Source organism: Pradoshia eiseniae (assembly GCF_002946355.1).
Classification (GTDB): domain Bacteria; phylum Bacillota; class Bacilli; order Bacillales; family Pradoshiaceae; genus Pradoshia; species Pradoshia eiseniae.
In genome coordinates this window covers 57,641-84,224 of record NZ_PKOZ01000003.1, presented here as the reverse complement: position 1 = coordinate 84,224, position 26,584 = coordinate 57,641, and the positions used below count along the sequence as shown (strand labels likewise).

General features: G+C 41.5%; 33 protein-coding genes. 17 read left to right on the top strand and 16 right to left on the bottom strand.

Going from position 1 to position 26,584, the window contains the following annotated elements; translation table 11 throughout:
* Positions 1–29: 29 nt before the first annotated feature.
* The gene (locus CYL18_RS07330; protein WP_407984523.1) at positions 30–1,394 is read right to left on the bottom strand and encodes an MATE family efflux transporter; all 1,365 of its coding nucleotides are present in this window, start codon (positions 1,392–1,394) and stop codon (positions 30–32) included.
* Positions 1,395–1,579: 185 nt separating this feature from the next.
* Here CYL18_RS07330 and CYL18_RS07325 point away from each other — a divergent pair, with 185 nt between their 5' ends.
* From CYL18_RS07325 to CYL18_RS07310, 4 genes are all read left to right on the top strand, one after another.
* A complete protein-coding gene (locus CYL18_RS07325) occupies positions 1,580–2,542 on the top strand; it encodes a DMT family transporter (RefSeq protein ID WP_104848841.1) in 963 nt (320 codons plus the stop codon).
* A gap of 399 nt (positions 2,543–2,941) precedes the next feature.
* Positions 2,942–3,673: a glucosamine-6-phosphate deaminase gene (locus CYL18_RS07320; RefSeq protein WP_104848840.1), complete on the top strand. Its 732-nt coding sequence runs from the start codon at positions 2,942–2,944 to the stop codon at positions 3,671–3,673.
* Between the two features lie 22 nt (positions 3,674–3,695).
* Positions 3,696–4,364, top strand: coding sequence for an HAD family hydrolase (locus CYL18_RS07315; protein ID WP_104848839.1), 669 nt, complete (start codon positions 3,696–3,698; stop codon positions 4,362–4,364).
* A 127-nt stretch (positions 4,365–4,491) separates the two neighbouring features.
* Complete coding sequence (locus CYL18_RS07310; protein WP_104848838.1) at positions 4,492–5,454, top strand: S8 family peptidase; 963 nt, start codon at positions 4,492–4,494, stop codon at positions 5,452–5,454.
* Positions 5,455–5,501: 47 nt separating this feature from the next.
* Here the strand turns inward: CYL18_RS07310 and CYL18_RS07305 are convergent, their stop codons facing one another.
* The gene (locus tag CYL18_RS07305; RefSeq protein WP_104848837.1) at positions 5,502–5,795 is read right to left on the bottom strand and encodes a hypothetical protein; all 294 of its coding nucleotides are present in this window, start codon (positions 5,793–5,795) and stop codon (positions 5,502–5,504) included.
* A 211-nt stretch (positions 5,796–6,006) separates the two neighbouring features.
* Between CYL18_RS07305 and CYL18_RS07300 the strand changes: the two genes are divergently transcribed.
* The 3 genes from CYL18_RS07300 (at position 6,007) to CYL18_RS07285 (ending at position 8,321) form a co-directional block, all read left to right on the top strand.
* Positions 6,007–6,519 (top strand): hypothetical protein, encoded by a 513-nt coding sequence (locus tag CYL18_RS07300; RefSeq protein ID WP_104848836.1) that lies wholly within the window; start codon positions 6,007–6,009, stop codon positions 6,517–6,519.
* 436 nt (positions 6,520–6,955) lie between these two features.
* Positions 6,956–7,375: an HIT family protein gene (locus tag CYL18_RS07290; RefSeq protein WP_104848834.1), complete on the top strand. Its 420-nt coding sequence runs from the start codon at positions 6,956–6,958 to the stop codon at positions 7,373–7,375.
* Between the two features lie 112 nt (positions 7,376–7,487).
* Positions 7,488–8,321 carry an STAS domain-containing protein gene (locus CYL18_RS07285; RefSeq protein WP_104848833.1) on the top strand — a complete coding sequence of 278 codons (834 nt, stop codon included), beginning with the start codon at positions 7,488–7,490 and terminating at the stop codon, positions 8,319–8,321.
* 36 nt (positions 8,322–8,357) lie between these two features.
* Here CYL18_RS07285 and zupT read toward each other — a convergent pair whose 3' ends face one another.
* The 6 genes from zupT to CYL18_RS07250 form a co-directional block, all read right to left on the bottom strand.
* A complete protein-coding gene (zupT, locus tag CYL18_RS07280) occupies positions 8,358–9,167 on the bottom strand; it encodes a zinc transporter ZupT (protein ID WP_104848832.1) in 810 nt (269 codons plus the stop codon).
* Positions 9,168–9,409: 242 nt separating this feature from the next.
* On the bottom strand, positions 9,410–10,375 hold the full coding sequence (locus CYL18_RS07275) for an aldo/keto reductase (protein ID WP_104848831.1): 966 nt from the start codon (positions 10,373–10,375) through the stop codon (positions 9,410–9,412).
* 98 nt (positions 10,376–10,473) lie between these two features.
* Positions 10,474–10,959, bottom strand: coding sequence for a MerR family transcriptional regulator (locus tag CYL18_RS07270; protein WP_104848830.1), 486 nt, complete (start codon positions 10,957–10,959; stop codon positions 10,474–10,476).
* Between the two features lie 49 nt (positions 10,960–11,008).
* Positions 11,009–12,070: a MerR family transcriptional regulator gene (locus tag CYL18_RS07265; RefSeq protein WP_104848829.1), complete on the bottom strand. Its 1,062-nt coding sequence runs from the start codon at positions 12,068–12,070 to the stop codon at positions 11,009–11,011.
* A gap of 516 nt (positions 12,071–12,586) precedes the next feature.
* The gene (locus CYL18_RS07255) at positions 12,587–12,988 is read right to left on the bottom strand and encodes a hypothetical protein (RefSeq protein WP_236636304.1); all 402 of its coding nucleotides are present in this window, start codon (positions 12,986–12,988) and stop codon (positions 12,587–12,589) included.
* Between the two features lie 225 nt (positions 12,989–13,213).
* Positions 13,214–13,438, bottom strand: coding sequence for a hypothetical protein (locus CYL18_RS07250; RefSeq protein WP_104848827.1), 225 nt, complete (start codon positions 13,436–13,438; stop codon positions 13,214–13,216).
* A gap of 186 nt (positions 13,439–13,624) precedes the next feature.
* Here CYL18_RS07250 and CYL18_RS07245 point away from each other — a divergent pair, with 186 nt between their 5' ends.
* From CYL18_RS07245 to CYL18_RS07225, 5 genes are all read left to right on the top strand, one after another.
* The gene (locus CYL18_RS07245) at positions 13,625–13,840 is read left to right on the top strand and encodes a PLD nuclease N-terminal domain-containing protein (protein ID WP_104848826.1); all 216 of its coding nucleotides are present in this window, start codon (positions 13,625–13,627) and stop codon (positions 13,838–13,840) included.
* A gap of 1 nt (position 13,841) precedes the next feature.
* Positions 13,842–14,753, top strand: coding sequence for an ABC transporter ATP-binding protein (locus tag CYL18_RS07240; protein ID WP_236636301.1), 912 nt, complete (start codon positions 13,842–13,844; stop codon positions 14,751–14,753).
* Complete coding sequence (locus tag CYL18_RS07235; RefSeq protein ID WP_104848825.1) at positions 14,753–15,520, top strand: ABC transporter permease; 768 nt, start codon at positions 14,753–14,755, stop codon at positions 15,518–15,520. Before CYL18_RS07240 ends, CYL18_RS07235 begins: the two co-directional genes overlap by 1 nt.
* Positions 15,521–15,675: 155 nt before the next feature.
* A complete protein-coding gene (locus CYL18_RS07230; RefSeq protein WP_104848824.1) occupies positions 15,676–16,395 on the top strand; it encodes a YebC/PmpR family DNA-binding transcriptional regulator in 720 nt (239 codons plus the stop codon).
* A 112-nt stretch (positions 16,396–16,507) separates the two neighbouring features.
* On the top strand, positions 16,508–16,708 hold the full coding sequence (locus tag CYL18_RS07225; RefSeq protein WP_104848823.1) for a ChaB family protein: 201 nt from the start codon (positions 16,508–16,510) through the stop codon (positions 16,706–16,708).
* Positions 16,709–16,719: 11 nt separating this feature from the next.
* On the opposite strand, the gene CYL18_RS07220 is transcribed toward CYL18_RS07225, so the two are convergent.
* The 3 genes from CYL18_RS07220 to CYL18_RS07210 form a co-directional block, all read right to left on the bottom strand.
* Positions 16,720–17,016, bottom strand: coding sequence for a hypothetical protein (locus tag CYL18_RS07220; protein ID WP_104848822.1), 297 nt, complete (start codon positions 17,014–17,016; stop codon positions 16,720–16,722).
* A gap of 120 nt (positions 17,017–17,136) precedes the next feature.
* Positions 17,137–17,907 carry a C40 family peptidase gene (locus CYL18_RS07215; protein ID WP_104848821.1) on the bottom strand — a complete coding sequence of 257 codons (771 nt, stop codon included), beginning with the start codon at positions 17,905–17,907 and terminating at the stop codon, positions 17,137–17,139.
* 149 nt (positions 17,908–18,056) lie between these two features.
* Positions 18,057–18,323, bottom strand: a complete 267-nt coding sequence (locus CYL18_RS07210; protein ID WP_104848820.1) for an acylphosphatase — start codon at positions 18,321–18,323, stop codon at positions 18,057–18,059.
* A 117-nt stretch (positions 18,324–18,440) separates the two neighbouring features.
* Here CYL18_RS07210 and CYL18_RS07205 point away from each other — a divergent pair, with 117 nt between their 5' ends.
* The 3 genes from CYL18_RS07205 (at position 18,441) to CYL18_RS07195 (ending at position 21,721) form a co-directional block, all read left to right on the top strand.
* Positions 18,441–18,983: a histidine phosphatase family protein gene (locus CYL18_RS07205; RefSeq protein ID WP_104848819.1), complete on the top strand. Its 543-nt coding sequence runs from the start codon at positions 18,441–18,443 to the stop codon at positions 18,981–18,983.
* Between the two features lie 292 nt (positions 18,984–19,275).
* Complete coding sequence (locus CYL18_RS07200) at positions 19,276–20,214, top strand: LCP family glycopolymer transferase (protein WP_104848818.1); 939 nt, start codon at positions 19,276–19,278, stop codon at positions 20,212–20,214.
* Between the two features lie 16 nt (positions 20,215–20,230).
* Complete coding sequence (locus CYL18_RS07195; RefSeq protein WP_104848817.1) at positions 20,231–21,721, top strand: amidase; 1,491 nt, start codon at positions 20,231–20,233, stop codon at positions 21,719–21,721.
* Between the two features lie 19 nt (positions 21,722–21,740).
* On the opposite strand, the gene CYL18_RS19090 is transcribed toward CYL18_RS07195, so the two are convergent.
* Positions 21,741–21,965 carry a hypothetical protein gene (locus CYL18_RS19090; RefSeq protein ID WP_146102826.1) on the bottom strand — a complete coding sequence of 75 codons (225 nt, stop codon included), beginning with the start codon at positions 21,963–21,965 and terminating at the stop codon, positions 21,741–21,743.
* A gap of 275 nt (positions 21,966–22,240) precedes the next feature.
* On the opposite strand from CYL18_RS19090, the gene CYL18_RS07190 reads away from it, so the two are divergent.
* Together CYL18_RS07190 and CYL18_RS07185 are read left to right on the top strand one after the other, a co-directional pair.
* Entirely contained in the window at positions 22,241–22,873 is a 633-nt protein-coding gene (locus CYL18_RS07190) for an ABC transporter permease subunit (RefSeq protein ID WP_104848816.1), read from the top strand.
* The gene (locus tag CYL18_RS07185) at positions 22,870–23,871 is read left to right on the top strand and encodes an ABC transporter permease subunit (RefSeq protein ID WP_146102825.1); all 1,002 of its coding nucleotides are present in this window, start codon (positions 22,870–22,872) and stop codon (positions 23,869–23,871) included. The genes CYL18_RS07190 and CYL18_RS07185 overlap by 4 nt, the downstream gene beginning before the upstream one ends.
* A 472-nt stretch (positions 23,872–24,343) precedes the next feature.
* Here CYL18_RS07185 and CYL18_RS07180 read toward each other — a convergent pair whose 3' ends face one another.
* From CYL18_RS07180 to CYL18_RS07170, 4 genes are all read right to left on the bottom strand, one after another.
* A complete protein-coding gene (locus CYL18_RS07180; protein ID WP_104848814.1) occupies positions 24,344–25,420 on the bottom strand; it encodes a DUF3626 domain-containing protein in 1,077 nt (358 codons plus the stop codon).
* A gap of 69 nt (positions 25,421–25,489) precedes the next feature.
* Positions 25,490–25,918 (bottom strand): DUF402 domain-containing protein, encoded by a 429-nt coding sequence (locus CYL18_RS07175; RefSeq protein WP_236636329.1) that lies wholly within the window; start codon positions 25,916–25,918, stop codon positions 25,490–25,492.
* Positions 25,919–26,043: 125 nt separating this feature from the next.
* Positions 26,044–26,190 (bottom strand): hypothetical protein, encoded by a 147-nt coding sequence (locus CYL18_RS19250; protein WP_161497099.1) that lies wholly within the window; start codon positions 26,188–26,190, stop codon positions 26,044–26,046.
* Positions 26,180–26,515, bottom strand: a complete 336-nt coding sequence (locus CYL18_RS07170) for a hypothetical protein (RefSeq protein WP_104848813.1) — start codon at positions 26,513–26,515, stop codon at positions 26,180–26,182. Before CYL18_RS07170 ends, CYL18_RS19250 begins: the two co-directional genes overlap by 11 nt.
* Positions 26,516–26,584 lie beyond the last annotated feature (69 nt).

The window sequence follows — 26,584 nt, the reverse complement described above, 5'->3', positions numbered from 1 at the left end:
AATAACACGGAAGCAAGAAAGGAATCCATTCAGGATGTCTTCATTTTCACATTGAATTTGCTGGCAAACTTCCGTTCCCATGGACGGCTGTTCCATCTCTTTACCGCAAATAATGCCCTGAACCACTCATCAACACCTTGAGCCATCCATACACCTAATAAGCCAAGACCGAATGTGAGGCCTAATACATAACCGAATGCGACGGAGATAAGCCACATGGAGAAGATGCCGATGATGACCGGGAATCTGACGTCTCCGGCAGATTTCAATGAGCTCATTAACACGATATTGATCGCTCTTCCTGGTTCAACAAAAGCAATGGCCCACAAAACTGGAACCGCAATGGCCACAATGGCAGCATCGGAACTGAACATGTCGATCAGCGGCTCTCCGATTAGAGCCAGGGTCAGCGAAACAGATGTTGAGGCAAAGACAGCAAGTTTAACTGTTTTAAGTCCGCGCTTCCATGCCTTGGTGAATTCTCCTGCCCCAATATAGCGCGCGACAAGCAGCTGTGTACCTTCTCCAATGGCGATGCTGAATAAATAGCAGAGCATGTTAATATTCATTAAATAGACCCTTGCCGTTAATGAAGCATCGCCAAATGTCGCAATAATGCCAGTGACAATGAGTTGAGAGAAGTTATAAGAAAGATTTTCGCCGGCAGAAGGAACGCCGATCTCAAATAAGCGCTTCGTATCTTGCATGTCAATGCGGATGAGGTCAACCCATTTGAATCTTATTGAAAGCTCCTTTGCCACAATCAAAAAGAGAGCGGCAACCGCGATTGCCCGAGCAATGATAATGGTCCATGATACACCGGCTACACCTGTAACTGGAAGGCCAAAGAGACCAAAAATACAAATCACATAACCGATTGTGCTGATCAAATTCATCAGCAAGGAAACATACATCGGCTCCTTCGTATGGCCATGACTGCGAAGTATGGCACCAAGAACGAGCGATATACTTTCCAGGCATAAGGAAAGACCGACAATCTTGATGAAAAGGGACGCATACGTAAAAACCTGATCACTGACATCAAATAAACGCAGAAGATAGTTCCCGAATAAAAGCATAAGGATAGATAAGATGATACCAAGCCAGAAATTAATCGCTAATGCAGAACGAGCCAGCTGATGTGCTTGTTTATATTCTAAAGCGCCGATTCGATGGCCAATTAAGATCATGGCTCCAATGGCGGTCATATTAAATAGGAGAATGAACATGCTCATGAGCTGGTTTGCCACACCAACGCCTGCCGCTGCATAATCTGAGTAAAATCCGAGCATCAAGGTTGCCAGAAAACCCATGCCCATATGCAGGGACAGTTCAATAAATAGCGGCCAGGAAATAGAATATAAGGATTGTTGATGTAGTTTATCAGTTTTCAAGATGAAAGTCTCCTCTATAGGATTTAGTATTTAGTCCAATTCATTCTAGCTTTAAAGGGAGTCTTTGAGAAGAAAAAGAGTTTTACGATATGAATAGATAGGATATAAATAGTTTACTTGCAAACAATAATAAAAGTTCTTATGTAAATCTGCCCTGTACGTAAAGAAGAAAGGAGTGATGATGAATGCGCGCAATCTTATTAGGTGTTTGTTCGGCATTCTTTTTTGCGTTCACATTTGTATTAAACCGTTCGATGGAATTAGGCGGAGGAAGCTGGTTATGGAGCGCATCTTTACGCTATTTCTTCATGATTCCTTTTCTGTTAATCATCGTATGCATGAACAGGCAGCTGAAGGATTTATGGCAGGTAATGAAGGAAAATCCAAAAGCATGGCTGCTATGGAGCTTAGTTGGTTTTGGTTTATTCTATGCCCCTTTATGCTTTGCTACAATTTATTCTCCGGGCTGGCTGATTGCTGGTTCATGGCAAATGACAATCATTGCAGGGACATTGCTGGTACCGATTTTCATGAGATCGAATGATCCGTTTAAAGAAAGGCAAGGGATACCGTTTAAAGAATTGGGCTTCTCCCTCATTATATTAGTGGGTGTGTTCATTATGCAGGCTGATGCGATGAATGGACTGCCAATGCATGAGTTCTTGCTTGGCTTCCTGCCAATAATGGTTGCGGCATTCGCGTATCCGCTAGGCAATCGCAAGATGATGGAACTGACAAACGGACGATTGAATGCTTTTCAGCGTGTATTGGGAATGACCATTGCCAGTATGCCTCTTTGGCTGTTATTAGCTCTTATTGCGCTGATGACTGAGGGAAGACCGAGCGGAATGCAGAGCTTGCAATCCTTGACGGTCGCCATCACTTCCGGCATTATAGCAACTGTTTTATTTTTTAAGGCAACCGATTTGATTCGCAAAGATTTGAAGAAGCTTGCCGCCGTGGAAGCGACTCAATCGATGGAGCTCATCTTCGCCCTTGGAGGAGAAGTGATCTTCCTTTCGGCTGCTTTTCCTTCTCTTATTTCGCTTTTTGGAATCGCCGTAGTTATGGCAGGAATGGCGTTACATAGCTATGGAACACTTGCTGTGAAAACCAATAGGAATAAAATGGAGGAGGAAGGTTTCTAAATACCTAGGAAGCTTTTGTACGATAAAAGCGTATATTGCTGCAAAGTATGGAGATTCATGTATGAATAGGCTGTTTAACATCATTTCTTGTATAGGGGGAAAACATTCTCTCCTATATTATCTGAAAACAAGCGAATATTTACCTAAAATTTCAGATAATTCACTTGCTTAATGTGGAAAAGTCATTGTATTATGGGAAAAGGAGTTTTATCTACTGAATGAATTATCATTCAGAAATTCTTGTTCATGCTCATTTTACTTATCTTCTCTCTTTCTTTGCTCTTCTGTCATACTCCATGTTTTTTCTCACCTACCAGATTTGGCTCCAATTGAAATTTAAACCGTTGTTCATTCATTAGGAAAACTAAAGGTCAAGGTCGGAAGGAGTACTAAGAAGGAATGAACTATGCCATCTTTCAAAATTATGAAGAAATGTCTTACTCAGCCGCTGAAATTATTGTGCAGGAGGTTCATGAAAAACCGGACTTGTTTATTTGTCTTCCAATGGGTTATACACATGTAAGATTATTAGAAATTCTTGTAGACTATGCTAAGGAAGGACGAGTGGATTTCTCTCGTTGTCGGTTTGTTGGTCTATTTGAATGGGTGGGGGCTCATCCTGCTAAACGTGAAAGCTGTCAGTACTTTTTATACAATGCTTTCTTGTCAAAGATAAAGGTGCCAAATCGGCAAGTATATTTATTTAACGGGAAATCCTCCAATCCATACGAAGAATGCCAAAAAATGGACGAATTCATTTTTGAGCAGGGAGGCCTTGATTTAGTGATTCTCGGTATTGGGACGAATGGTCATATAGGCATTAATGAACCAGGCAGTTCGTTTGCAGCCTATTCGCATATATCCGAGCTTGGCGCAAATACCAGGTTATTTGGACAAAGGCTTGTGAGAAAGGACGGACCTTTAACAAAAGCATATACATTAGGCATCAAGCATTTATTGGGTGCACGGGAAATCTTTATTCTGGCCAACGGTTTGGACAAGGCAAAGATTATCAGGAGAACCGTGAATGAGAGCTTTGACCCGCAGATGCCGGCGAATGCCTTAAAGCTTCACCGAAACACAACATTCTTGCTAGACCGTGAGGCAGGCAGCCTGTTGCGGATATTTTAACTTTCATGCGGGGGAATAGAATATGAGGTATAAAGTAATCCTATTTGATTTAGACGGAACGCTCACCGACCCGTTCTGGGGAATAAGTCAGTCTGTTCAGTATGCACTCAGCAAGATGGGATTTGAGTCGCCAAGTCTTCATCAACTAAGAGCATTTATCGGCCCGCCTCTTCAGGAATCCTTCGAGCAAATGTTTCATATGAATAAACTGGACGCCCAAAGGGCAATCACTTACTATCGTGAGCGGTATACAGACCAAGGAATCTATGAAAATGAACTATATCCTGGGATAAGACAACTACTGAGCCTGTTAATCAATAAAGGCTATATTCTTGTTATCGCTACTTCCAAGCCGACCATCTTTGCTGAACGAATTATGACCCATTTTGGATTAGATCACTATTTTGACCGGATCATAGGAAGTCACTTGAATGGTGACCGTTCCAATAAGGCTGAAATCATCGGACATATCATAAACATCTATCCTCAAGTATTGCCCTCTGATTTCATTATGGTGGGGGACCGTATGCATGATATCATTGGTGCTCAAAAAGCTGGCATTGATTCAATTGCCGTCCTATACGGATATGGTTCTGAAGCGGAACTAAAGCATTCAAAGCCTTGTTTTCTGGCTAAGTCAACTGATGAGCTGTCTCTATTATTCGAGAGCTTCTCATGTGTAAGTACATAAATGGATGCAAAAAAATCACTCTTTAAATAAAAATCAGTGCTAATGTATCTTTTATCTGATGGTAAAAATTGTTAAAATATGGTTATCTCCATTGCTTTATGATGTTAATCCAATAGGAGGGAAGAGCATGAATCGAGAAATGCGAGTTATACCATACCAGGTAATTGAAGAAGTCGAGGCTGCCAATGAAATGCCGAAAGGAATCGAGATAATCAAGGCACCTGAAATCTGGAAACAGACCAAGGGAACAGGCATCAAGGTGGCCATCTTGGATACGGGCGCTGATACTGACCATCCTGATTTGCAGGGGCGTATCATAGGCGGAAGGAACTTCACTACCGATGATAATGCAGACCCGGATAAATACGAGGACTATAATGGTCATGGAACGCACGTGGCAGGAACCATTGCTGCCATTGATGATGGTAAGGGGGTCGTTGGCGTAGCGCCAGAAGCCAGCCTGCTCATCATCAAGGTTCTTGATAAGAATGGATCTGGACAATATGAGTGGATTATTAATGGCATTAATTATGCGGTTGAACAGAAAGTTGACGTTATTTCCATGTCATTAGGCGGCCCGGAGGATGTTCCAGAGCTGCACCAAGCTATTCAAAATGCGCTGAAGAACAATATCCTCGTGGTTTGCGCGGCCGGAAATGATGGAGACGGAGATGATGCAACTGACGAATTAGGATACCCAGGCTGCTATAATGAAGTCATCTGCGTCGGGGCAATTGACTTGGACCGGAATTCATCTCCTTTTACGAATTCCAATAATGAAGTTGATCTAGTAGCACCAGGCGAGAAAATTATCTCCACCTATCTGAACGGGAAATATGCCACTTTGTCAGGCACATCCATGGCTACCCCGCACGTATCAGGCGCCATGGCTTTAATCAAGGTTTTGGCCAATAAAAGCTTTGAGCGTGAATTAAAGGAGCCGGAGCTTTATGCCCAGCTAATCAAGCGGACAATCCCGTTAGGAAACTCTCCTAAACTAGTGGGAAATGGGCTATTGTATTTAACCGTTCCTGATTATCTCGCAAAATTAGTTGAAGAAAAAATATTAAGCAATATCACTCAAATATAATATTTTTAAGACCGAGGACAAGCCTATGTCTTCGGTCTTTTTATGCCTCATTCATGCTTGTGATTGCTATTGCTGGTATGCAGGAACTGCCATCCTTTAAAAGAGAGGCAAAGCACAAAGCTTGCCATAACCGTTGCGGCAAACCAAACCTCCATATGCTCGGGAATATGAGAGAAGACAGAGAGGGTGATGCTAGATTTCTCTAAATACTTGGACAGGAGGAAAATGAAAAGGCCAAGAATGGTTAATTCCTTGCATAAGGAGATGATGGTTAGCTTTTTCTGGTCCCATCGGATAAGGAATACGGCGATAGCGAGTGCTCCGAACAGATTCCAATCCATTTATAACACCACCTTTGAGAGTTCTAGTGAACAGGTGAGCGCGTAAGCAAAGCCTTTGTTTCATTAATTGTATGGAGGGGCAGGAATCGAGTTTACAGATGTAGAAAAGAAATGGATAAACACATTTGTGAATGACAGGGAGCTTTTGATTCTGAATCAATACCGCCAAGTGTAGCGAAGAAGGAGTCAATTATATGGAGAAAGGGGAGTTATGGTGAACTATTCACAATTATATTTTTCGGACAGTTTCTTTTCCACCGGGCAAAAGGATATTTATACAAAGAACAAAGAAGTTGTCGGAAAGCTTGATTTAAAAAGCGCATTTACCTCGACAATTGATGTGCTTGATTTGCAGGGCAATATCCTGATTAGCGGGAAATTCCCTATCTTCAGCAACAAATGGATCGTGACCAATCAAGCGGGAGAGGAACTTGGCTTTCTGAGAGCTAGATTTAGTTTCTTTACGAAGAAATATGAATATACCGCTCATAATAGAGGAATCTACCGCGTCGAAAGCGAACCATTCTCTAAGACATATGAAATCTTTACTGAGAAAGGCAAACGGGTCGGACAATTTAAGAAGGTGAACTCCATCTTCAGCACACCTGCCTTTGAGATGAGCCAGGAAAAACAGGACATAGAGATAGGTGAAATGATTGCTGTTGTAATGGGTGTCAATGCGATTCAAAAGCGGAGTCACTCTGCAGCCAATAGCACGGTCTAATGATAGAAGAATATAAGACGCACTAATATAAATACAAGAATCATACTATGGCCTAATAATATAAAAATACTATGAATTGATGCAGGATAATGGGTCTTTGCCAGCATAAGAATTCCTAATAAGCTGATAACCGGGCATAGGATATAAGCAAGGCCTGAAAAGGAAATCGCTAAGGATGGATTGTGTGTTTCAAATATTAATGGCAGCAGAATGAATATGTTTAATAACAATAATCCATATCGTTTGTTCGTGTTAATCATACATCTCCTCCGCATAACAGGAAATAGAGTAATAATATGTATATGTTGGATGAGGCTGGAATATGATTTCACCGGTTTATTCTAGGGTTCAATTCGAGTAGGAATTGGACTCTTTTATTATTTTCGAGGTAAAATTAGTTAATGGGCATTTGCGCAAAGAAGAAGGAGGTAGCTCGATGATTTGTTTTGGGTGCCAATTAGCAAATCAGCAAGAACCCGTGCATGTTGTATGGGAAAATGAGGATGTATGCTGCATCCTGGACCACGCTCCTTTCAACGAAGGACATGTTCTTGTGATGCCTAAGAAACATATTCGCTATTTTGATGAAATGGATAAACGTACGGCAAGCTCGGTCATGGAAGCGGCAGGAATTGTATCAAGAGCGCTAAAGGAAGTGTTTCATCCAGACGGTATTACTGTATGCCAAAATGGCGGAATATTTGATGAATTAACTCACTTTCATCTGCATATTATCCCAAGATATGAGGGGCAGAATTTTGCAGATTTTTATGTAGAAGATGAAGAAAATCAGTGCCTTGAAGCTCATCAGTTACAAGAAACAAAAAGGAAGCTTACTAGAGTCATGGAGAGCTAGAGATGTGTGCATATAAATAACTGCATCAAATAGGCAAACTGTTTTACCATTTAGATCGTTGTTTGCTAAAATCTTTTTGATTATCATAATAAAATTCGAGGAGGTAGAGGGAATGCAGGCAGCCTTTGAGACAAGTACATTTATAAAAGAATATTTTCAGGAGAATCGAGATTATTTTCAGGAACAATTACTTTCAGAGGCGGTTAATGTTCGTGATAAGATTGAGGAGATTCTGCTGATTGGCAATATCGACTTATTGAACAACGCCCAAAAACTAGTTGTCTATGTTATGGACCAAAGTGACAAGGATGTACGTGCTTTTGCCAAACAAGAGGGAATTGCATGGGCGACACATTCTCTGACATTGACGTTCAAGCTTGAATGGGTGCAGGCAATCAGAAGAACATTGTGGAAGCTTTTGAATAAATTTGTCGACGAGCAGGATCTAGAATATGACGCGTCTGATTTCTTCACGCTAGAAAAGCAAATTAACGATCAATTGGATCAATTCTTAAATACTTTCTTTATTTGCTACTCTGATTATAAGGACCAATTGCTTGAACACCAAAAGCAGCTGGTCGAGAACTTATCTGTTCCAATTATTCCGATTACCTCAGATATGTGTATTTTACCGCTGATTGGTGTGCTGGATGACCATCGTGCCAGAATCATTGAAGAGAAGGTCTTTACCGCTATTGATGAATTACATATCGAGACCTTAATTATTGATCTATCTGGTATTGCCGAAATGGATGGGGCTGTGATTGATCAATTCCTAAAGATGATTGATGGAACGACTATGATGGGATGTAAGCCTGTCATAACGGGATTAAGGCCCGAAATCGTGCGTCATATGGTTTCCCTTGGAATCACATTTGAAGACAGGGCGATTACATCAGGTACCCTGCAGGCAGCGGTGAAAAGGTATACATCACTTGATAAATAAAAAACGATGCCCTACTAAAAAGAGGGCATCGTTTTTTTAAATGAATAGCAGGAGACTGATTGCCATAAGGGCCATACCCGCGATGAGTCCATATATGGCATGATGACTTTCATCATATTTCTTCGCTGCGGGCAAAAGTTCATCAAGTGAGATGAAAACCATGATTCCAGCAACGGCAGCAAAGATGAAGCCGAACATTAAATCATTTAAGAACGGCATGAGAATCAAATAGGCAAACAGCGCACCGACAGGCTCTGCAAGACCTGATAGGAAGGATAGCTTGAAGGCCTTCTTTTTGTTGCCTGTCGCAAAATAAATGGGAACAGCAACCGCAATGCCCTCCGGAATATTGTGAATCGCGATGGCAACTGCTATGGCGATACCAAGACCTGGGTCTTGGAGAGCTGAAGTAAAGGTTGCGATGCCTTCAGGGAAGTTATGAATGCCAATCGCAAGGGCGGTAAATACCCCCATCTTCATTAGCGCCTGGTTTTGTATCTCGCTGGCTGGTTTGTTCATATCTTCTACCTTCTGAGGTTCATGAGGATTCCCTTGCTTTGGGATAACCCGGTCAATAATGGCTATCAGCAGAATTCCGAAGAAAAATCCGATTACGGTCATTGTGTAACCACGTTCATAACCGAGTTCACCGACAAGGGCATCCTTCGCTTTTACAAAAATCTCAACCATCGATACATATATCATGACACCAGCAGAGAAACCGAGAGATATAGAGAGGAAGGCTTTGTTAGTACGTGTCGTCAAGAAGGCAATTAAGCTTCCTATCCCTGTTGCCAAACCAGCCATCAAGGTTAATGAAAATGCTAATAATAAATTTGAATCCAAATGGGATTCACCTCACAGTCTTTCTATAAATTTATAATATTGATAAACGTCATCTCTATAACTATTAATCATAAAGGCTAAGGCTATCTTTCGTCAAAAAGAAGATAATGTCATGCTTATGAATGAATCTTAATTATATATATGTAAAAGTGAAACTCTCATGCAGGTCCAAACAGAGATTTTAGAATAGGAATGTGGCGGAAGAAAAAAAGCCCCCTTCGATGGAAGGGGGCAGATTCATTTTATCCTATATGGGAATGAGATAAAATGCTGTCCAGTTCAGTTAATTCCTCTGAAGTCAATGGAGGCTGGCTTAGGACTTGCATATTTTCTTCAATTTGGCTAACATGGCTAGCCCCGATGATGGCAGAGGTTACACCGCCTTCACGCAAAACCCAGGAAAGGGCAAGCTGTGACAAGGTTTGTCCGCGATTGCCCGCAAAATTCGAAAGCTCAGTAAAGAGCCTTAATTCAGATGAGCGGCTCTCTTCAGCCTCGAGCTTCAGGACATATTTATTCGTAAGTCTGCCGCGGCCAAGCGGACTGAATGCAATGGAGCCGACTCCCTCTTCATGAAGCAAGTCTAACAGCCCATCCTCAATCCAGCGGTCGATCATGGAATAGCGCGGCTGATGAACCAAGCAAGGGGTACCGAGCCTTCTCAGAATGGAGATAGCCTCCTTTGCTTCCTCGGGTCTGTAATTCGATATGCCTGCATAAAGCGCTTTTCCGGAACGGACCGCATAATCGAGTGCTCCCATCGTTTCCTCAAGCGGGGTGTGCGGGTCTGGACGATGCGAATAGAAGATATCGACATACTCTAGTCCCATCCGTTTTAAGCTTTGGTCTAGACTGGCAATCAAGTATTTTCTCGAACCCCAATTGCCGTATGGTCCCGGCCACATATCATAGCCTGCTTTGGTCGAAATGAGCAGCTCATCCCGATAAGGGAGCAAATCCTTCTTCAAGATATGACCGAATGTTTCCTCGGCTGAACCATATGGCGGTCCATAATTATTGGCCAAGTCGAAATGAGTGATACCAAGATCAAATGCTCTTAATACCATTTTGCGTGATTGTTCAAACGGTACCTCTCCGCCGAAGTTCTTCCATAGACCGAGTGAAATAGCCGGCAATAGCACCCCGCTTTTGCCAGATCGCCTGTATGACATTGATTCATAACGTGCGCTGTTTGCTTGGTAGTTCATCGCATTCCCTTCTTTCCCTATAGCAGTCTTTTCCATCATAACAGATGAATGACAAGCTGGGCATAAGAAAAGCCGGGGGTATCCCCAGCTTTCTTAATCTATAATCCAAACATCATGCCCATGATTTTACGCTTGCGCTTCCTCTTTGAGGTAAGGGGACCATCAAGTGAGATTGGCTCCACTTTAGCAGGCGGTTTTTTTGATTTGTTCATCTGCATCTCAAGTTGCTCAATCCGTTCCTCGAGCTTTTCAACTACTTCGAGCAAATCTTCTATCTCGCGGCGATGGTTAAGAAGCTGGACAGAGGTAACGCCATCTGCCTTTTTATAGAGCTGCAGCTGTAATTGCTGAACTTTGTCTTCAAGCTTATGCACTTGTTCATCCTTTTCAGGCGGAAGGAATGTCAGCGGGTTCTCTTGTTTTAGCTGGTCCTGATGGAAGGTGTACAGCTGGTCAAATTCACTCTGTGTGTAGATAAAATGGCCCTTAGCATTCCGGCTTGGCTCAATCCCTAATTGTTTTACCCAGCGTTTGACGGTGCTTGAGGAAACGCCTAATGAATTGGCGATATCATTTGTATTCATTTTATATTCACCTTTCTTTTTAGAATTAATTTTTCATGGGACTAATCGGTCATTTACTTTTTCTTCGGAAATTCCACCACTTTTTTTCTTCCGGGGCAGCCTCTTGCACAGGAGCCTTCTTGGCCGGTTTCGTTTGGACTGTTTTCAGCTTATCCTTATTTTTTTCCTTCTTATGTTCTTTGAGCTTGATCGTTTTTGGTTTTTCCTTCTCTTTTTCTTTTTCCTTTGTTGGGGCCGCATCACGGAAGCTCGTGACCATTTGCTGGAAGGCTTCCTCGCGTTGTCTGATGTCGTGCCTGTATTGCTCAAGCTCCTTATTCATCGTCTCAAAGTATTGCTCGCGGTCCTGGTATATGGCCTCCGTTACGCTCTTGATCTCGCTTTGCGCTTCAGACACGGAAGAGGAGAGGTCAGAGAGCAGGTCACGATAGCCTTCGGCTGCTGCCTCAGATATTCGTTTGGAAAACGATTCAAAGGCGCCTTCTGAGGACTTCGCAATGCTCCTAGTCAAGGTTTCGACTGTTTCAGAGGTACGCTCTGAAGACCTCGAAACGTTTTGAGATAATTGTTTGAGCTCGCTGTTTGTTTTTAGAGTTGATCGCTGAATCGACTTTGATAAGCCTTTGATGGTATCAATGGAGCCTTGTGAGATTTCCTTTTTGACCTCTTCAATCATTAGATGCCGGTTATTGCGCATCTCATTGCTCATTTCCTTCATGAATTGCGTCTTATAGGCATCCATCGCATGCAGGAATTCCTCAACCTCAAGCTTCGGCTCTTGCGGCTTCTCGATGACCGCCACAGAGGTTGCGGTCAATTCGGAAGGGAGCTTTGAATCTGGTTTCTTAGCCAAGTTCTGGCCATCTTTCAGATGCTTCTGAAGCATCTCCTTAATGATATCCTTGCTTAAATTTTTATCTCGCATTTCCTTGATCCTTTTCAGAATCGCGATTTCCACTTCAGTATAAAAGCGGGAGCCTTGCTTAGAACGGGGAATGGCCAGCACACCATTTAAATCTTTTTCCCATTGGCGAATGGTCCCAGCCGGAACATTGATTTTGCGTGAAACCTCTTTAATTGAATATGCTCTTAAGATTTGATTGTCTTTCATATTTAAACAGTCCCTTCAACTTGTTATAGGTTTTATTTTTCTCTTGTGTACATGTATTCTTCATGCGTGGCGAGCTTTTCCTGCCTCATGACAAAAGCTCTCAAAACAAGTTGTTATTCATCAGAGGAGTCTGTTTTCTAGCGGAATTCGCCTAAAAAAACGAATGAAACCGAAAATGATGGAGAATTACCATGAGGGTCAGGCAAAGAAAGAGGAAGAGGGAGGTGAATTGGAGAAGGATGGAGGTTTTTCTTTTAGGTGAATGGAGGATGTCAGTTCATGCGGAGTGCCAAGATGTTTGATAAGATCGGGAGTGGAATAGGTAGCAGGACTAAATATAGAAATTTAATCAAAAGATTATCCGGGACAAAGGATTATTTCAATTGTTTAATGCTTGTTTTTGATATGAAAATAGCCACCTCCAAAAAGGAAGTGGCTGCACTTGTTATTGGACTATCGCCCCTGTTACTTTAAGTACATAATTTCACAAATATGATTATCCTTATGAGATGGCTATTACCCTTCGACTAAAGCTAAATAATACTTTTCTTCGCCGTTGTATTCAACAATTAAAATGCCATTTGTGTTTGTTGAATAAATTTTTGCTCCTATTGGTAATTTGTTTGCCATACCGTTTTTAAATAATTTGGCGTCTCCGTTTGTAAATAATCCAGTAATCTCGCCAACCGATCCTTTTTTGATAAGTTCTAATTCATTTACCCATTCAATATCAGTCTCATATATTAATCCTTCCCATTGGAGAATATTTGCATTTTCATTCAGACTTAATACCTCTTTTGCATCTGGATGTGTCTCAACGGAGGTTTTAGTTTCAGAATCAAAACAACCTGATAAATAGAATATAGATACAGTCATCATTATTCCTAATATAAGTTTATTCACCATTTTGACCTCCATATAAGTAGCTCTCCTAAATATAAAGATTCTTATATATATTTTTTTAAGTATACTAAATCCTTCTTCCGCTAAACTCCCCTTTTGTTCAAGAAGGTGCTCTCCACTCAATTGTACCGCAAGATGGATAGAAGCTTCCCTGTTTATACAAAAGCAACAAACGTTACGAAAACGGCCAAACAAAAAAACCGCAGTCTCATGGTGAGACTGCGGGAACCTTATTATTTATTAAGCGTGTTCTTTCACGATGTGGTAAAGGGAATAGGTTAAAATAGCCATACCGATGAAGAATAAGACTCCCCCTAAAAGGACACCGTTTGAAATGTTTGCTAAGACAGAAGGGTTTGTATAAATTTCAATACCGTTTGGCTGTACACTAGTAGATACTTTAAAATGTCCGATTATAGCGAAAATAATAGATACAGTTAATAATGCGTAATGTTTAATTTTCATGTAATCCCATCCTTTTCAGGAAATATTTAATAATATTGTTACAATTATCGTAACATATTGTGACTAAATTGTGAAATTAAAAAGAATTCTGCAAGTAATATTTTTATTCTTTTTAAGAAAAAAATCCACTATACTATAATTAAGTCTTTACTTAAATACTTAATAATAAAAATTGAGGTGAGTTATATGAGTCAGCAATTGCAAATAATCCTTCCGCTTATACTCATGGAATTTGTCCTAAAGATTATTGCTTTAGTCGATTTGGCCAAAAGGGATAAAAGGGGAGTCAAGGGAGAGAAGAAGTTCGTTTGGGTGATTGTCATCCTGTTGTTCTCGACGATTGGCCCTGTTCTATATTTGGTCGCAGGCAAGAAGGACTTCATACAAGAAGAGGACAATTAAGATGATAAGATGCGAAAAATTGACCAAATCCTATCAAGGCTTTCCCGCGTTGAAGGGAATAAGCTTTTCCATTGACGGGCCGGGGTGCTATGGGTTCATTGGAAGCAACGGCTCTGGAAAAACAACCGCCATCCGAATCATGGCTGGTCTAGCTAAGGCGACTTCAGGACGGATACAAATTGAAGGGTATGATGTAGAGAGGGACCAGAAGAATATAGCCAAACTGATTGGCTATTTGCCTCAAAACCCAGCCTATTATGATTATATGACGGGTGAGGAGTGGATGATGTTATCTGGTAAGCTATTCGGGCTGAGCAAAACGGAGATTAAGCTTCGCACTGAGCGTCTGTTAAAGAGATGCGGCATATGGGAGGCCAGGAAGCGGAAGATTGGCGGCTATAGCGGCGGGATGAAACAGCGGCTTGGTCTTGCACAGGCGCTTATTAATGAGCCGAAGCTGCTGCTTTTGGATGAGCCTGTTTCAGCTCTCGATCCTATGGGCCGTCATCAGGTTCTCGAGCTGATTGAGGAGCTGAAGAGAGACCATATGATTTTCATGTCCAGCCATATCCTCGATGATGTGGAGAAAACGGCTGATCATATCCTCATTTTGCATAAAGGGCAATTATTATTATCTTCCGCTAAGCAAGATTTGCTAAAGGAATATGCCGGCTCCGCCATCAAATTCCAGCTTCTCGCTCCAAATCAAACAATCGTCGAGGCTGTCACAAGTCAGACTTGGGCAGAGCGTATCGAAGCATCAAACACATCCTATCGTGTTGTGGTGAATGATTTGGAGAAGGCAAAGGCTCAGCTGCCTTTGATTATTCAAGAGGAGGCAGGCGTCATTACGGATTACCGGATAGAGGCTTTGTCTCTGCAGGATATTTTCTTCAAGGTGGTGAATGCGTAATGGCGATATTTGGAGCAATGCTCTGGAAGGAATGGCTGGAACTGAAACGGTCTTATAAGCTGATCATCGTCCCATTTGCGTTTGCCATCATTATGGTGACACTCCCGATAACGATGAAGCTTCTTCCAAGCCTGATTGAGCAGGATCTTCCAGAAGGAACAGTGATTGTGGTCCCTGAGAGCACGGCGAGTGATATTCTTGCCGGGATATTTGCTAACTTTGAGCAGCTTGGCTTAATCGTGCTCATTCTCGTCATGATGGGGACCGTGGCCTCAGAGCGGGAGAAAGGGAGCTCAGCGCTCGTATTATCCAAATCAACTGGCCGAAGCGGCTATTTATTGGCCAAATGGGCGGCCTATTCAATGCTATCGGTTGTTTCTTTCTTGTTCGGGATGCTGTTGACCGTCTATTATACGAGGGTTCTCTTTGACGGGAAAATGGACTGGGGAGCAATCGTCCAAGGAACCCTGCCGTACCTCATCTTAATCCTGCTGTGTGTAACACTGACGCTCCTGTTTTCTTCTATTATGAAGAGCGCGGTTTTTGCGGGATTTATCAGCTATGGAAGCTATCTTGCTTTAACGAAGCTTGGTCAGTATTTTCCTGCTGGGATAGAGAAATATACACCCTCAGCACTGATTGATAACGCTGGCAAGGTCATGATTGGACAGGATGGGCCAATCATGGCTCCTATGCTTGTTCTGATGGCATTGATAGCGGTTTTGCTAATCTTAGCAATCAAATTATTTAAAAGGCAGGAACTATAGGATTGTGATACAATAAGTAAAAAGTTGGTAAAGCTGTGTAGTAAGCAGAATATTACTTTTAATAAAAGGGACAAAATTTCAAAAGGTATTGAAGTGGTTGCCTGTTTCGTATTACTATTCTTGAGTAGATATATTAGAAAGAGAGTGTTTATTACATGGGACGTAAATGGAATAACATTAAAGAAAAGAAAGCGGCCAAAGATAAGAACACAAGCCGCATTTATGCGAAATTCGGCCGTGAGATTTATGTGGCAGCCAAGCAGGGTGAGCCAAATCCAGAATCAAACCAAGCTTTGAAAATGGTGCTTGAGCGCGCGAAAACATACAGTGTACCAAAGCATATCATTGACCGTGCAATTGAAAAAGCAAAAGGCGGTTCAGAGGAAAGCTATGATGAGCTTCGTTATGAAGGCTTCGGACCAAGCGGTTCAATGGTCATCGTAGACGCCTTGACAAACAATGTGAATCGTACAGCTTCTGATGTTCGTGCCGCTTTCGGGAAGAATGGCGGTAACATGGGTGTGAGCGGTTCTGTCTCTTACATGTTTGATGCGACAGCGGTTTTCGGTATTGAAGGGAAAAACGCTGATGAAGTATTGGAAATGATGATGGAAGCAGATGTCGATGTACGTGACATTCTTGAAGAAGATGAAGCGGTCATCGTATATGCGGAGCCAGATCAATTCCATGCTGTACAAGAAGCTTTCAAGAATGCCGGCATTACAGAGTTCACTGTGGCAGAATTGACAATGCTTGCTCAAAACGACATCACGCTTGATGCAGAAGCACAAGCTCAATTTGAGAAGATGATTGATGCGATTGAAGACCTTGAGGATGTCCAACAGGTATATCATAATGTTGATTTAGGCGAATAATGCTTATTGAATAAGCTGCTCTCAAAGCCAGAAGGCATAGAGGGCAGCTTTTTTAATGGGTTTAAGGATGCGGGAGAGAGGAAATATAGGGAGAAAAAGGAGTGGTGGATAGATGCCATATGATTCCAAAAAGGATCTGCCTGAAGCTGTAAAAGATTCTCTGCCAAGTCATGCACAGGAAATATTTAAAGAAGCCTTTAATTCAGCCTCCGAGGAATATGATGAAGAAGAAACAGCCTTTAAGGTGGCATGGAGTGCTGTTAAAAAGAAATATGAGAAAAATGATGACGGTGATTGGGTTGAGAAAGAGTAAGTGACTTTAGCTTATTGCGGCCTCGTTCTTTTTAAATACAGGTCTTTAAGCTCTTTAAAGCTTGGCTGCTCTAATAAGGTAAGATTGCCCGCTTGGAGAATCTCATTTAGTGCCTCATCCTTGGTGATGAGGTAGCCAATGCTTTCCTGCTCAACCCACTTTCTCTGCTCAATAATCATGTAAGTGCCGTCTTCAAGGATGGTCAGTCCTTTTTGACAATTTATGGACGGGTGAGGATGGGCCCAATAATCTGCTTCTGTATGCCCTGGGATAGCCGTATACAATACATGAAAATGGTTCTTTCCCAATCGTTTTTCCTCCTTGCCATCCGGTTTACGAATAGAATGTGCAATAGCGAAAAGTCTATTCATGTGGATGGGCATAAAAAATACCCGAATGAGTGTGTCGCTCATTCGGGTATCCTATCATTATAGACTGCGTGCGCCTAGGTATCTTGAAGACCAGTATGAAGTGTCAAGGCTCGCTTCCTTAACACCGCTGGAGCCTGCGTGGATAAATTTATTGTTGCCAATATAAATACCCATATGGGAAGCGCCAGACGTGTAGGTTTCAAAGAAGACGAAATCGCCGACAGCCGGGCTGCTGACTTTTTTCATGGATGAGTAATAGCCAGCCACATTCGTGCGCGTGAAATCACTGCGCTCCTTCTTCACAATATAATAGATGAAGCCGCTGCAATCAAAGCCGCTAGGCGTAGTGCCGCCCCAAACGTATGGTGAGCCAATCAAGCTTTTCGCTGTAGCGACCATGCGTTGTGCTTCAGTTGAAGTAGAAGTGCTTGAGCCAGACCCAGTTGAGCCGGATTTGCTCACGATTAGTACTTGACCTGGATAAATGGTATCACTCTTCAAATTATTCCAAGACTTAAGGTTGGAAACAGTTGTATTGTATTTAGTAGCGATTTTCCATAAAGAATCCCCGGACTTCACTGTGTACTTTTGAGTAGAAGCAGAAGCTGAAGATGATTCGCCGATATTCAATGTCTGACCTATGTAAATCATGTCAGATGTCAGGTTATTCTCTTTTTTGATAGCTGATACAGTTGTATTATATTTAACGGCTAATTGGGACAATGTATCTCCTTTAACAACCGTCACAACAGCGGCAGAAGCGGAATTGGCAAAAAGAACGGAAGACAATACAGCCGTTGCCGTAACAGATAATACTTTCTTTTTCATGGTGACCCCCTACAAAGTTAGTAATTTGTATTGAAAATACTAGCTAAGTTTAGACCAATTGACATAAAATTACTAGATTTGTAGGCGAAATGTAACAGAAAGGAAAGTTTACTGTAATAAAAGAGAGTATTCTGTCGTTTTGTAAATTTTTACTTAATCTTAAAAGCTGTGAAATTTTCGGGCGGCTGTTCGTGGATTTTTACATCATCCACACGGCTGAATCCTGGACTGTTCTTAACCTCCTTTATAAATGCTAATAAAGCGCTTTCAGTTCCTTGAGCAACGATCTCGACCGTGTCATCGGGCAGATTTCTAACCCAGCCCTTTATTTGCATAGATAAGGCAATTCGTTCTGTATAATACCTGAAGCCGACTCCTTGAACAAGGCCGGATACGATTAAATGATATTGCTTCATATTAAATGCTCCTTCCTTTTTTCTTTCTTCTATTATAGCGATACAGCTTACTGGATGGATAGCATTTGATATAATAGAATAATCCAGAAAAAGGAATGGTTGATAGGGGGAAATGGGATGAAGCATATTTATTTGATGAGGCATTGCCAGGCAGAGGGGCAGGATGCTGCGTGCCGGCTGACAGTTAAGGGGAAGAAACAGTCCATAGAATTGGCACGTTTTTTTCGAGGAATCCCTCTTGATCGCTTAATATCAAGTCCTTATAAACGGGCACTGGACTCCTGCCGTCAAATTGCTGAGGAGAAGCAAATTGTCTTAGAAGAGGACATACGTCTTTCTGAACGAGTTCTTGCAGGTCAAGACCTGCCGAATTGGCTTCAGCTTCTTGAAGAATCCTTTCTTGACCTCGATAAAAAGCTTGAAGGCGGGGAATCAGGGGCAGAGGCAGGCGCTAGGGGGCTTGAGGTCATTGAAGAGGCGCTAAGCGGTCCAGGCACTCATATCGGCATCATGACACATGGGAACCTGCTGACCTTAATGCTTCAGCAATTGAACCCTGAATATGGCTTTTCCGCATGGAAAAGCATGACAAACCCGGATGTCTATCATGTGAGAATCAATCAAGGGCAATGTCAAATTGACCGTATATGGAATGTATGAGTAACTGTGAGGCAAAACTTTCCTTGGGATAAAGTAAAGTTTTGCCTTTCTTTTTGCAGATAGTGAGTCATTTATATTACAGAAAGATGTTATTTATTTTACATTTAAAGAGTTTATATGACACGTGTTTACAAATTTCGATATTGTTTTATGTTTTTTCTAAGAAAGTGGTATAGTATTTCTAGTGCTTTCCAACATTACCAATCTCCTTCTGTTTAGGATTAGGATGACAGTCGGGGCGTTTTGTGGAATCCAAAAAAATGAACCATAAGAATAGAGAAGGTGTAATTTAATGAAGAAGAGAAGGAGAAAGAGAAAGAAGAATTGGAAGCGAATCATAGGTGTGCTGATGCTCCTGATGATCATGGCAGGATGCACCTATGGTGTTTCATTCTATCAATCTATAACTGGTGCGGTAGATACGATGTATGAAGAAAAAGAACAGACAGACATGCGTGAGGAAGAAATCTCTCTTGAGGAGCTTGAACCATTCTCCGTTTTATTATTGGGCGTTGATGAAAGGCAAGGCGATACTGGGCGTTCTGATAGCATCATGGTTCTCGCGGTCAATCCAGAGAAGGAATCCGTTGAAATGGTTAGTATTCCAAGGGATACCCGGACCGAGATTGCAGGCAAGGGCATCACCTCAAAGATCAATCATGCTTATGCCTATGGCGGTGTGGAAACAGCTACGGATACCGTTGAGCAATTTCTTGATATTCCAATTGATTATTTCGTCCAAATCAATATGGAGAGCTTCAAGGGAATTGTTGATGCCCTTGGCGGCGTAACGGTCATGAACTATGAGGAATTTACGCATGGAGGAACCCATTTTGCTGAAGGAGAAATCAAGTTAAACGGCAAGGAGGCCTTGGCTTTCTCGAGGATGAGATATGAGGATGCCCGCGGTGATTTTGGCCGTCAAACAAGGCAGAGAGAAGTGCTTGAGGCCATTATCGATAAAGGTGCCAGCTTCTCTACATTGACGAAGTATCGAGATATACTTGAGACCCTTGGCGATAATATTAGAACGAATTTGACCTTTAACCAAATGCTTGATATTCAGAAAAACTATCGCTCAGCGGCCCAAGCCATCGAGCAAATCGAGATGGAAAGTACGAGTGAAAAAATATATGATGAACAATATGGAAAAGAATTGTACTTTGAGATAATATCAGATGAAGAAAAATTAAAGGTACAGGAGAAGCTCAAGGAACAATTAGAATTGTAGCAATAGAGGTGGCTTTATGCATGTAACTGATTTTTCCCATTATGATGGGTTGGGATTGGCTGAGCTGGTGAAAACGAAACAGGTCAGCGCAAAGGAATTACTGGAGGATGTCCAGGAACTGTCAAATCGATTGAATCCGGATTTAAATGCCATCATTCGAACGAGGTTCGAACGCGCTTTTGATGAAGCAAGTGAGATAAAGGGCTTGGAGAAGCCCTTTAGTGGCGTTCCCATTCTCTTGAAGGATCTTTCCCAAGCGATTGCGGGAGAGAAAATCACGGCGGGAACTAGAATGTTGAAGGACCGGCAAGCTTTAATGGATTCTCATTTTGTCGCGAAAATTCGTGAGGCTGGATTTTTAATTGCCGGCCAAACAAGCTCTCCGGAATTCGGTTTGAAGAATGTCACAGAACCCTCCCTGTACGGGCCTGCCCGCAATCCTTGGAATTTGGCTCATTCGCCAGGAGGCTCAAGCGGTGGCGCATCGGCTGTAGTTGCTGCCGGTATTGTCCCGATTGCTGGGGCGAGTGATGGAGGAGGCTCGATACGGATTCCCGCTTCCTTCACTGGGCTGGTTGGTTTGAAGCCGACAAGAGGCCGGACCCCGGTAGGACCAGGGGTTGGCCGGCAATGGCATGGAGCAGCAGGGGATTTCGTGCTCACCAAAACCGTCAGGGACAGTGCGGCCATGCTTGATGCTCTGCAAGTCATTCAGCCGGAAGCGGCCTTTAATGTCCCGCTATTTGAGGGAAGTTATTTAACAGACGCTATACATCATCAACGGAAATTCCGGATTGCTTACTCCGTGCAATCACCTGTTGGAACCCCAGTTTCAGCTGATGCAGCGCAAGCCGTTCATAAATTGGTAAAATGGCTGGAGGAACAAGGACATTATATAGAAGAAAAAGTGCCTGAAATAGATGGAATTAGGCTGATGGAGAATTACTACATCATGAATTGCGGGGAAATGGCCTCAGACATTCAATCGATTGAGGAATCAATCGGCCGGAAAGTAACTAGCGAGGACATTGAGCTTGTCTCCTGGGTACTGAAGACTGCGGGAGAGCAGGTATCAGCCATTCAGTTTACAAGAAGCATCGCTGAATGGGACATGGCGGCCGCCCAGATGGCTCACTTTAACCGGACATATGACTTGTACATTACCCCGGCCACAGCCTATACCGCACCACGGGTAGGTGAATTGACGCACACGGCAAAAGAGGAAGTCGAATTACGGCATATTCATGAAGTGTCACCAGCAGAACAGCTGAAAATGGTCTATGATATGTTTCTTCCAAGCCTGACCTACACACCATTCACCCAATGGGCCAACATCATTGGGCAGCCGGCAATCAGCCTGCCCGTTCACCTGGCAGACGATGGCCTGCCACTCGGTGTCCAGATTATGGCGCCAAAAGGAAGAGAAGATTGGCTATTGGGATTAGCCGCACAGCTGGAACAGTCGCCGCTTTGGGTAGGACTGAACGCATTACAGCAGAATAGTTGATCAGAAGAGGATAGGATGCTTAATAGGAGCATTTATCCTCTTTTTTTTGTCCAGATGGTTTCATTGCACCAGGAAAAGCGGGCTGAATTAGAGAGGAAAAACGAGTGTGCTCAAAAGAAGGATTAATGACCGATTTGTTGAATAAAAAAGAGAGGGGGTGGTCTCCAGGTCTTGCTGTTGGTCTCTTGTTGTAAGCATTGTTGCTAATGTCATAAGAAAAAGACAGCAATTTTGCTGTCTCCATTCATACTCTTAAATAAAGAAAGGGATATAGAATACATAATGAGGCGATTTCTCTATAATAAATGCGTAGAATTGGCTATTAGTTTGTTTGTCATTTTTTTTATTTGTTACTTACCTTTTACAATGGACAAGACAGCAACAGATTCGGGATTTACTTACACACTAAAAAACACGATTTCTCAACTATTAAACCCGAATCAGATGATGTATTTTTCTAGAAATACGAATGCAGAACGACCTTTATTTCCGGCCATATGGGAGAAATACATCTATACAATGGAGTTATTAGCAATAGGTTTTTTCATTGCATTGGCAGCTGCGGTTGGTTTGGTGTTTTTATATACCATCCTGTCGGCAAAAATGCAAAGAGTGGTCAAAGCTATCCTGAAAATGATGGAGTCATTTCCAGATGTCATGATTGTCCTTATTCTTCAATTGACGGTCATACACATTTATAGACTGACAGGGTTCGAGATAACGAATTTATATGCACTTGGTGATGAACGTGTGTATGTTATTCCGCTGGTCAGTCTTACCGTTATTCCAGCAATCATGATTTATAAAATGATGATCTTGTCTTTAGATGAAGAATTTGAGGAAATGTATGTTGAGTATGCTCGTGCAAAAGGAATAGGAATGCGGACAATTTTGTTCAAACATATGTTCAGAAATATTTTTTTCAATATTTTGAATCACGGTAAAACCATTTTATTGTTTATGTTGTCTACTTTATTTGTTGTTGAAGGGCTTTCTAATATTAATGGCTTTATGATGTTCATTATAAATGATGCGATAATTGAGCCAGGTATCTTGATTTTGTGGGCGCTCATGTTGTTCATTCCCTTTTATATCATTTTTACAATATCCGAATTATACATAGCCAAAACAACGGGGGTATTCACCTCATGAGACCAAAGATATGGAAATCAAAGCGGTTGTTGGCTGGAATGTTCTTTTTTATTTCTTTGATGATTGGCAGCTTCATTTATACGATATACGGTGACCAAACCATTCATACGTCGGATCTTCTGATGTATGATGAAAAAGGTGAATTAGTAGGAAAAGCACCTTTTTCACCAATCGAGAAACCACCTTTTGGATCAGATCGTTCAGGTGTATCTTTAGGAGAAAAAGTTTTGGATGGTGCGAAATATACGCTGATTATCGTCTTTGTTACGGTTACCATGCAAATGGTTATTTCATCTATCATTGGCTTAATATTAGCGCTATTTGTACCTGGGCTATCAGCCTGGATTAGAAAAAGTTTTGCGGTATTTTACTACATACCACCGATTATTTGGGTTTTTGTATTTTCTTACCCTTTATTTACGAACATAGAGTTATTTGAAGGAAACATGATAAAGGCAGTTTTTTATCAAATGTTAGTCTTAGTGATTGTCTTTTTACCAATGTTATCGATGTATCTTTGTGAAGAGGTTCGCTTATTTTTAAAGAAAGACTATATCGTTAGCGCCAAAGTGTTAGGGGCATCTAAATGGCACTTGATCCATAAACATGTCTTTCCTTATATGAAACGAAAATTGGTCTTATTGTTTATCCAACAATCATCTCAGTTGATGATGCTACTCGTTCAAATGGGCTTTTTCTCTCTAATTATTGGGGGAAGAATAGAGAGTTATGATAGTTTGACTGATACGACAAAAATCATTTCCTTAAGCAATGAATGGTCAGGATTAATCGGAATAGATCGAAATGAACTTTGGACAGCTCCTTGGATCATTTTAGCTCCAGTAGTTATGTTTACTTTGTCTATTTTCGTATTAAACATGATGAGAGATGGCATTGATAAACAAATTATTATGGAGAACAATCGTGGGCTGCAATATAAAAAGACTACCAGCAAGACAAAGGTGGATTTACCAAAAAAACAAGTTTTTATAAAATAGGCGACAGGATTTAGCGATGACTATCAGGGGAAAAAGCGGAGGGACAAGAGGTGCTAGTATGTTAAAAAAGCCAGTAACTATTCTCTTCATAATTATCTTAGGAGTGAATGGTATCTAATTGGTAAGTGGCTTCTGATAGACCAATGGTATGAAGCTGATTCAGAAGAAAGGATTAGTTTAAGTGAAATGGTTCAAAAAACCATAAGCAGTGAAGAGGCTCGCTTTCCGCGGGGAGGAAGGCTTTAGCCTCCTCGTCTACACCTGCTGGGTCTCAGCCTTTCCTCGACGATCCGCATGAGTCGAGCGGATTTTAGCTCCAGTTCACTATTTATTCATAATGGTATGCAGAATGAACAAACCTATTGAACATAAATAAAAACCAGAAACCTAATAGGTCGAGTTTAGCATTGACTGAAATACTTATGTGCCAGCCCCTTTTTGGCTGGTTTATTATTTATCCTGTTCTATTCAACTAGTATGAGCCATATCTAACAAGCACATGCCATAATAGCTTGAAATCCTGAACGATCTCTTTCATCGTTCCATAATCAGACCATTGATCAGGATGTAAGTACATTTCTTTCATGGCAGAGCCAATGATTCGCGCATTAATATATTTCCTTTCGGCAATACGATGTGCTAAAACAGGCATTTTAGCTCCTCTAAAATCAGAAGGTACATCCTGTACTTTAAGATTAAACCCTCTGCGCCAATATAGTTTAATGGAAAACTTAGAGCATAGTTGCTCCATTATTTCTCCTATATCTGTTCCTTTAAAAGAACTGTCTGCTACTAATATCTCAACATCGTCTTTAAGTGATAGACTTCCATGAATTTGGGCTTCAATGTATTGGTCAAGATTACGATGGACTTTTTCCTCAATGAGAAATTTTTGAGGTTTTGAAAGAGTTGTTAATAAATGATTGACTAGCCTAGGAGGTTGCAGGTCACTTTCTCCCAGTGCAAATTCTCTTGAAAATGAATCCTCCAGAAGTGCTGCGAGAATTAAATCAAATTCCTTATATGTTCCTTTTTCCTTTATTTCTAGATGAGAATCTAAATAGGTAAATGAAGAACGATGAGAGACTGCTGGATAAAGGAGGAAGTAGCATGAACCAAAGCGAGGGGCAGGTCCATCTGAAGGTAACATCAAATTCAGTGCACCATACTTAGGACGTTCGCTAATGGCTGCACCCCCAATATGATAGGCTCCTCCAAACATCCTTTTCTCCCAAAGGTCCCGTTCGCCGCCAGGAACAGCAGATACACTTCCGCTTGAGATCAAGGTTTCAAATTGACTTTTATATTCCCCCTGCATGAATAATGATTCGGCAATGCTGTTTAAGCTGGAATCGAGCCGATCTGGATGAAAATGCAAGCTAATTCTGGCATTTGTCTTTATGGCATCAACGGCTTTTTCGAAGGTATCTGTTGATATGTTTGACATTTCTAAAATATGATTAATGGTTAATCTTGCTTCATGTTTATGCTGCTTTGCCCAAGCTTCAATATGCTCAATAGCAAATCTCTGCGCCTTTGATAAGTGCATGGATGTTAGACACCCCTTTACGTTATAGTATCAACATAGATTAACAAACTAGATGATATCTCTGAATAATCATTTTAGAAGGCCCATTAGCTGGGTTTTATGCTCTGAGGCTAATCGAACTAAAGGAAAATCCCCGGCGCATAGCATTCTATTTACTCTGTTCACTTCCTTCCAAGCAAGATCATACAGCTCTTTATGAATGATTCCGCTTTTATAGGCATCTTCCAGCTCATCCGTATCTTTTATGATGATTTTTCCTGTTGGAAAGAGAATGATATCTAAATATAAATCATCCATCCACGGCTTGCCATCCTCACAACCGTTGCTGAGGCATATATCGATATACCACTGAATAATATTTCCTTCTTCGTCAAACATGGTCGTTACGGAGTGGTGCTTATCAGCTGGAAATTGCTGAAGCCAAGAATACCCTTCATTGGCTATGCAGACTTCCTTCTTATCATATTGAACGATTAAGGGTTCAGTTAGTTGAACCATGTGCAGCAAGGTTATATACCCTTTAAATTCGTCTGTCTCAAGATAGGTTTGTGCATACTTTTTTTGTTAAATGCGGCTCCAGTCTGGACGCTCGCCATATTTTCGTTTAAGCATGATTCTCTCCTTTATAAAAGCTTGAAAATATCGCTTGCTCCAAAGAGAATAGGCAGCTTCTTATCGTCAATGACCTTGTAATAGCCTTTTATCCTCTGCGGTGATTGTGTAAATGCTCGTCTGCTGCCTCGAGTGGAGTACAAAAAACTAACTGACATAATGAATAGCCATCTGAGACAAGGCTATACAAAGTCCTAGAATAGAAGCTTTCATTTTAGATGGATGGTTTCTTTTACTGCCCTTCAAGTAAATAAAAACGATGATAAAGCCTAAAGGTATCCATAACTCAATGACACCTTCGTTTGTACCGCTGATATAGATGGGAGTAATATAAGCGCTTATCAAAAAATAAACGAAAATCGTGAAACGTCTTGTTTCTAATTGCTTGCTCCACCTTACAAGGAGGACAATGACGATTATTGCGATAATCGTTATGGGTAAAGAAGGGAGCATAATAGTCATGTCTCCAAAATTGAATTCCACGCTTGAATCCTCCTCTTGAATGTAGTCTCACTCGTATAACGTCTATATAAAGACTTCAATAAACACAAA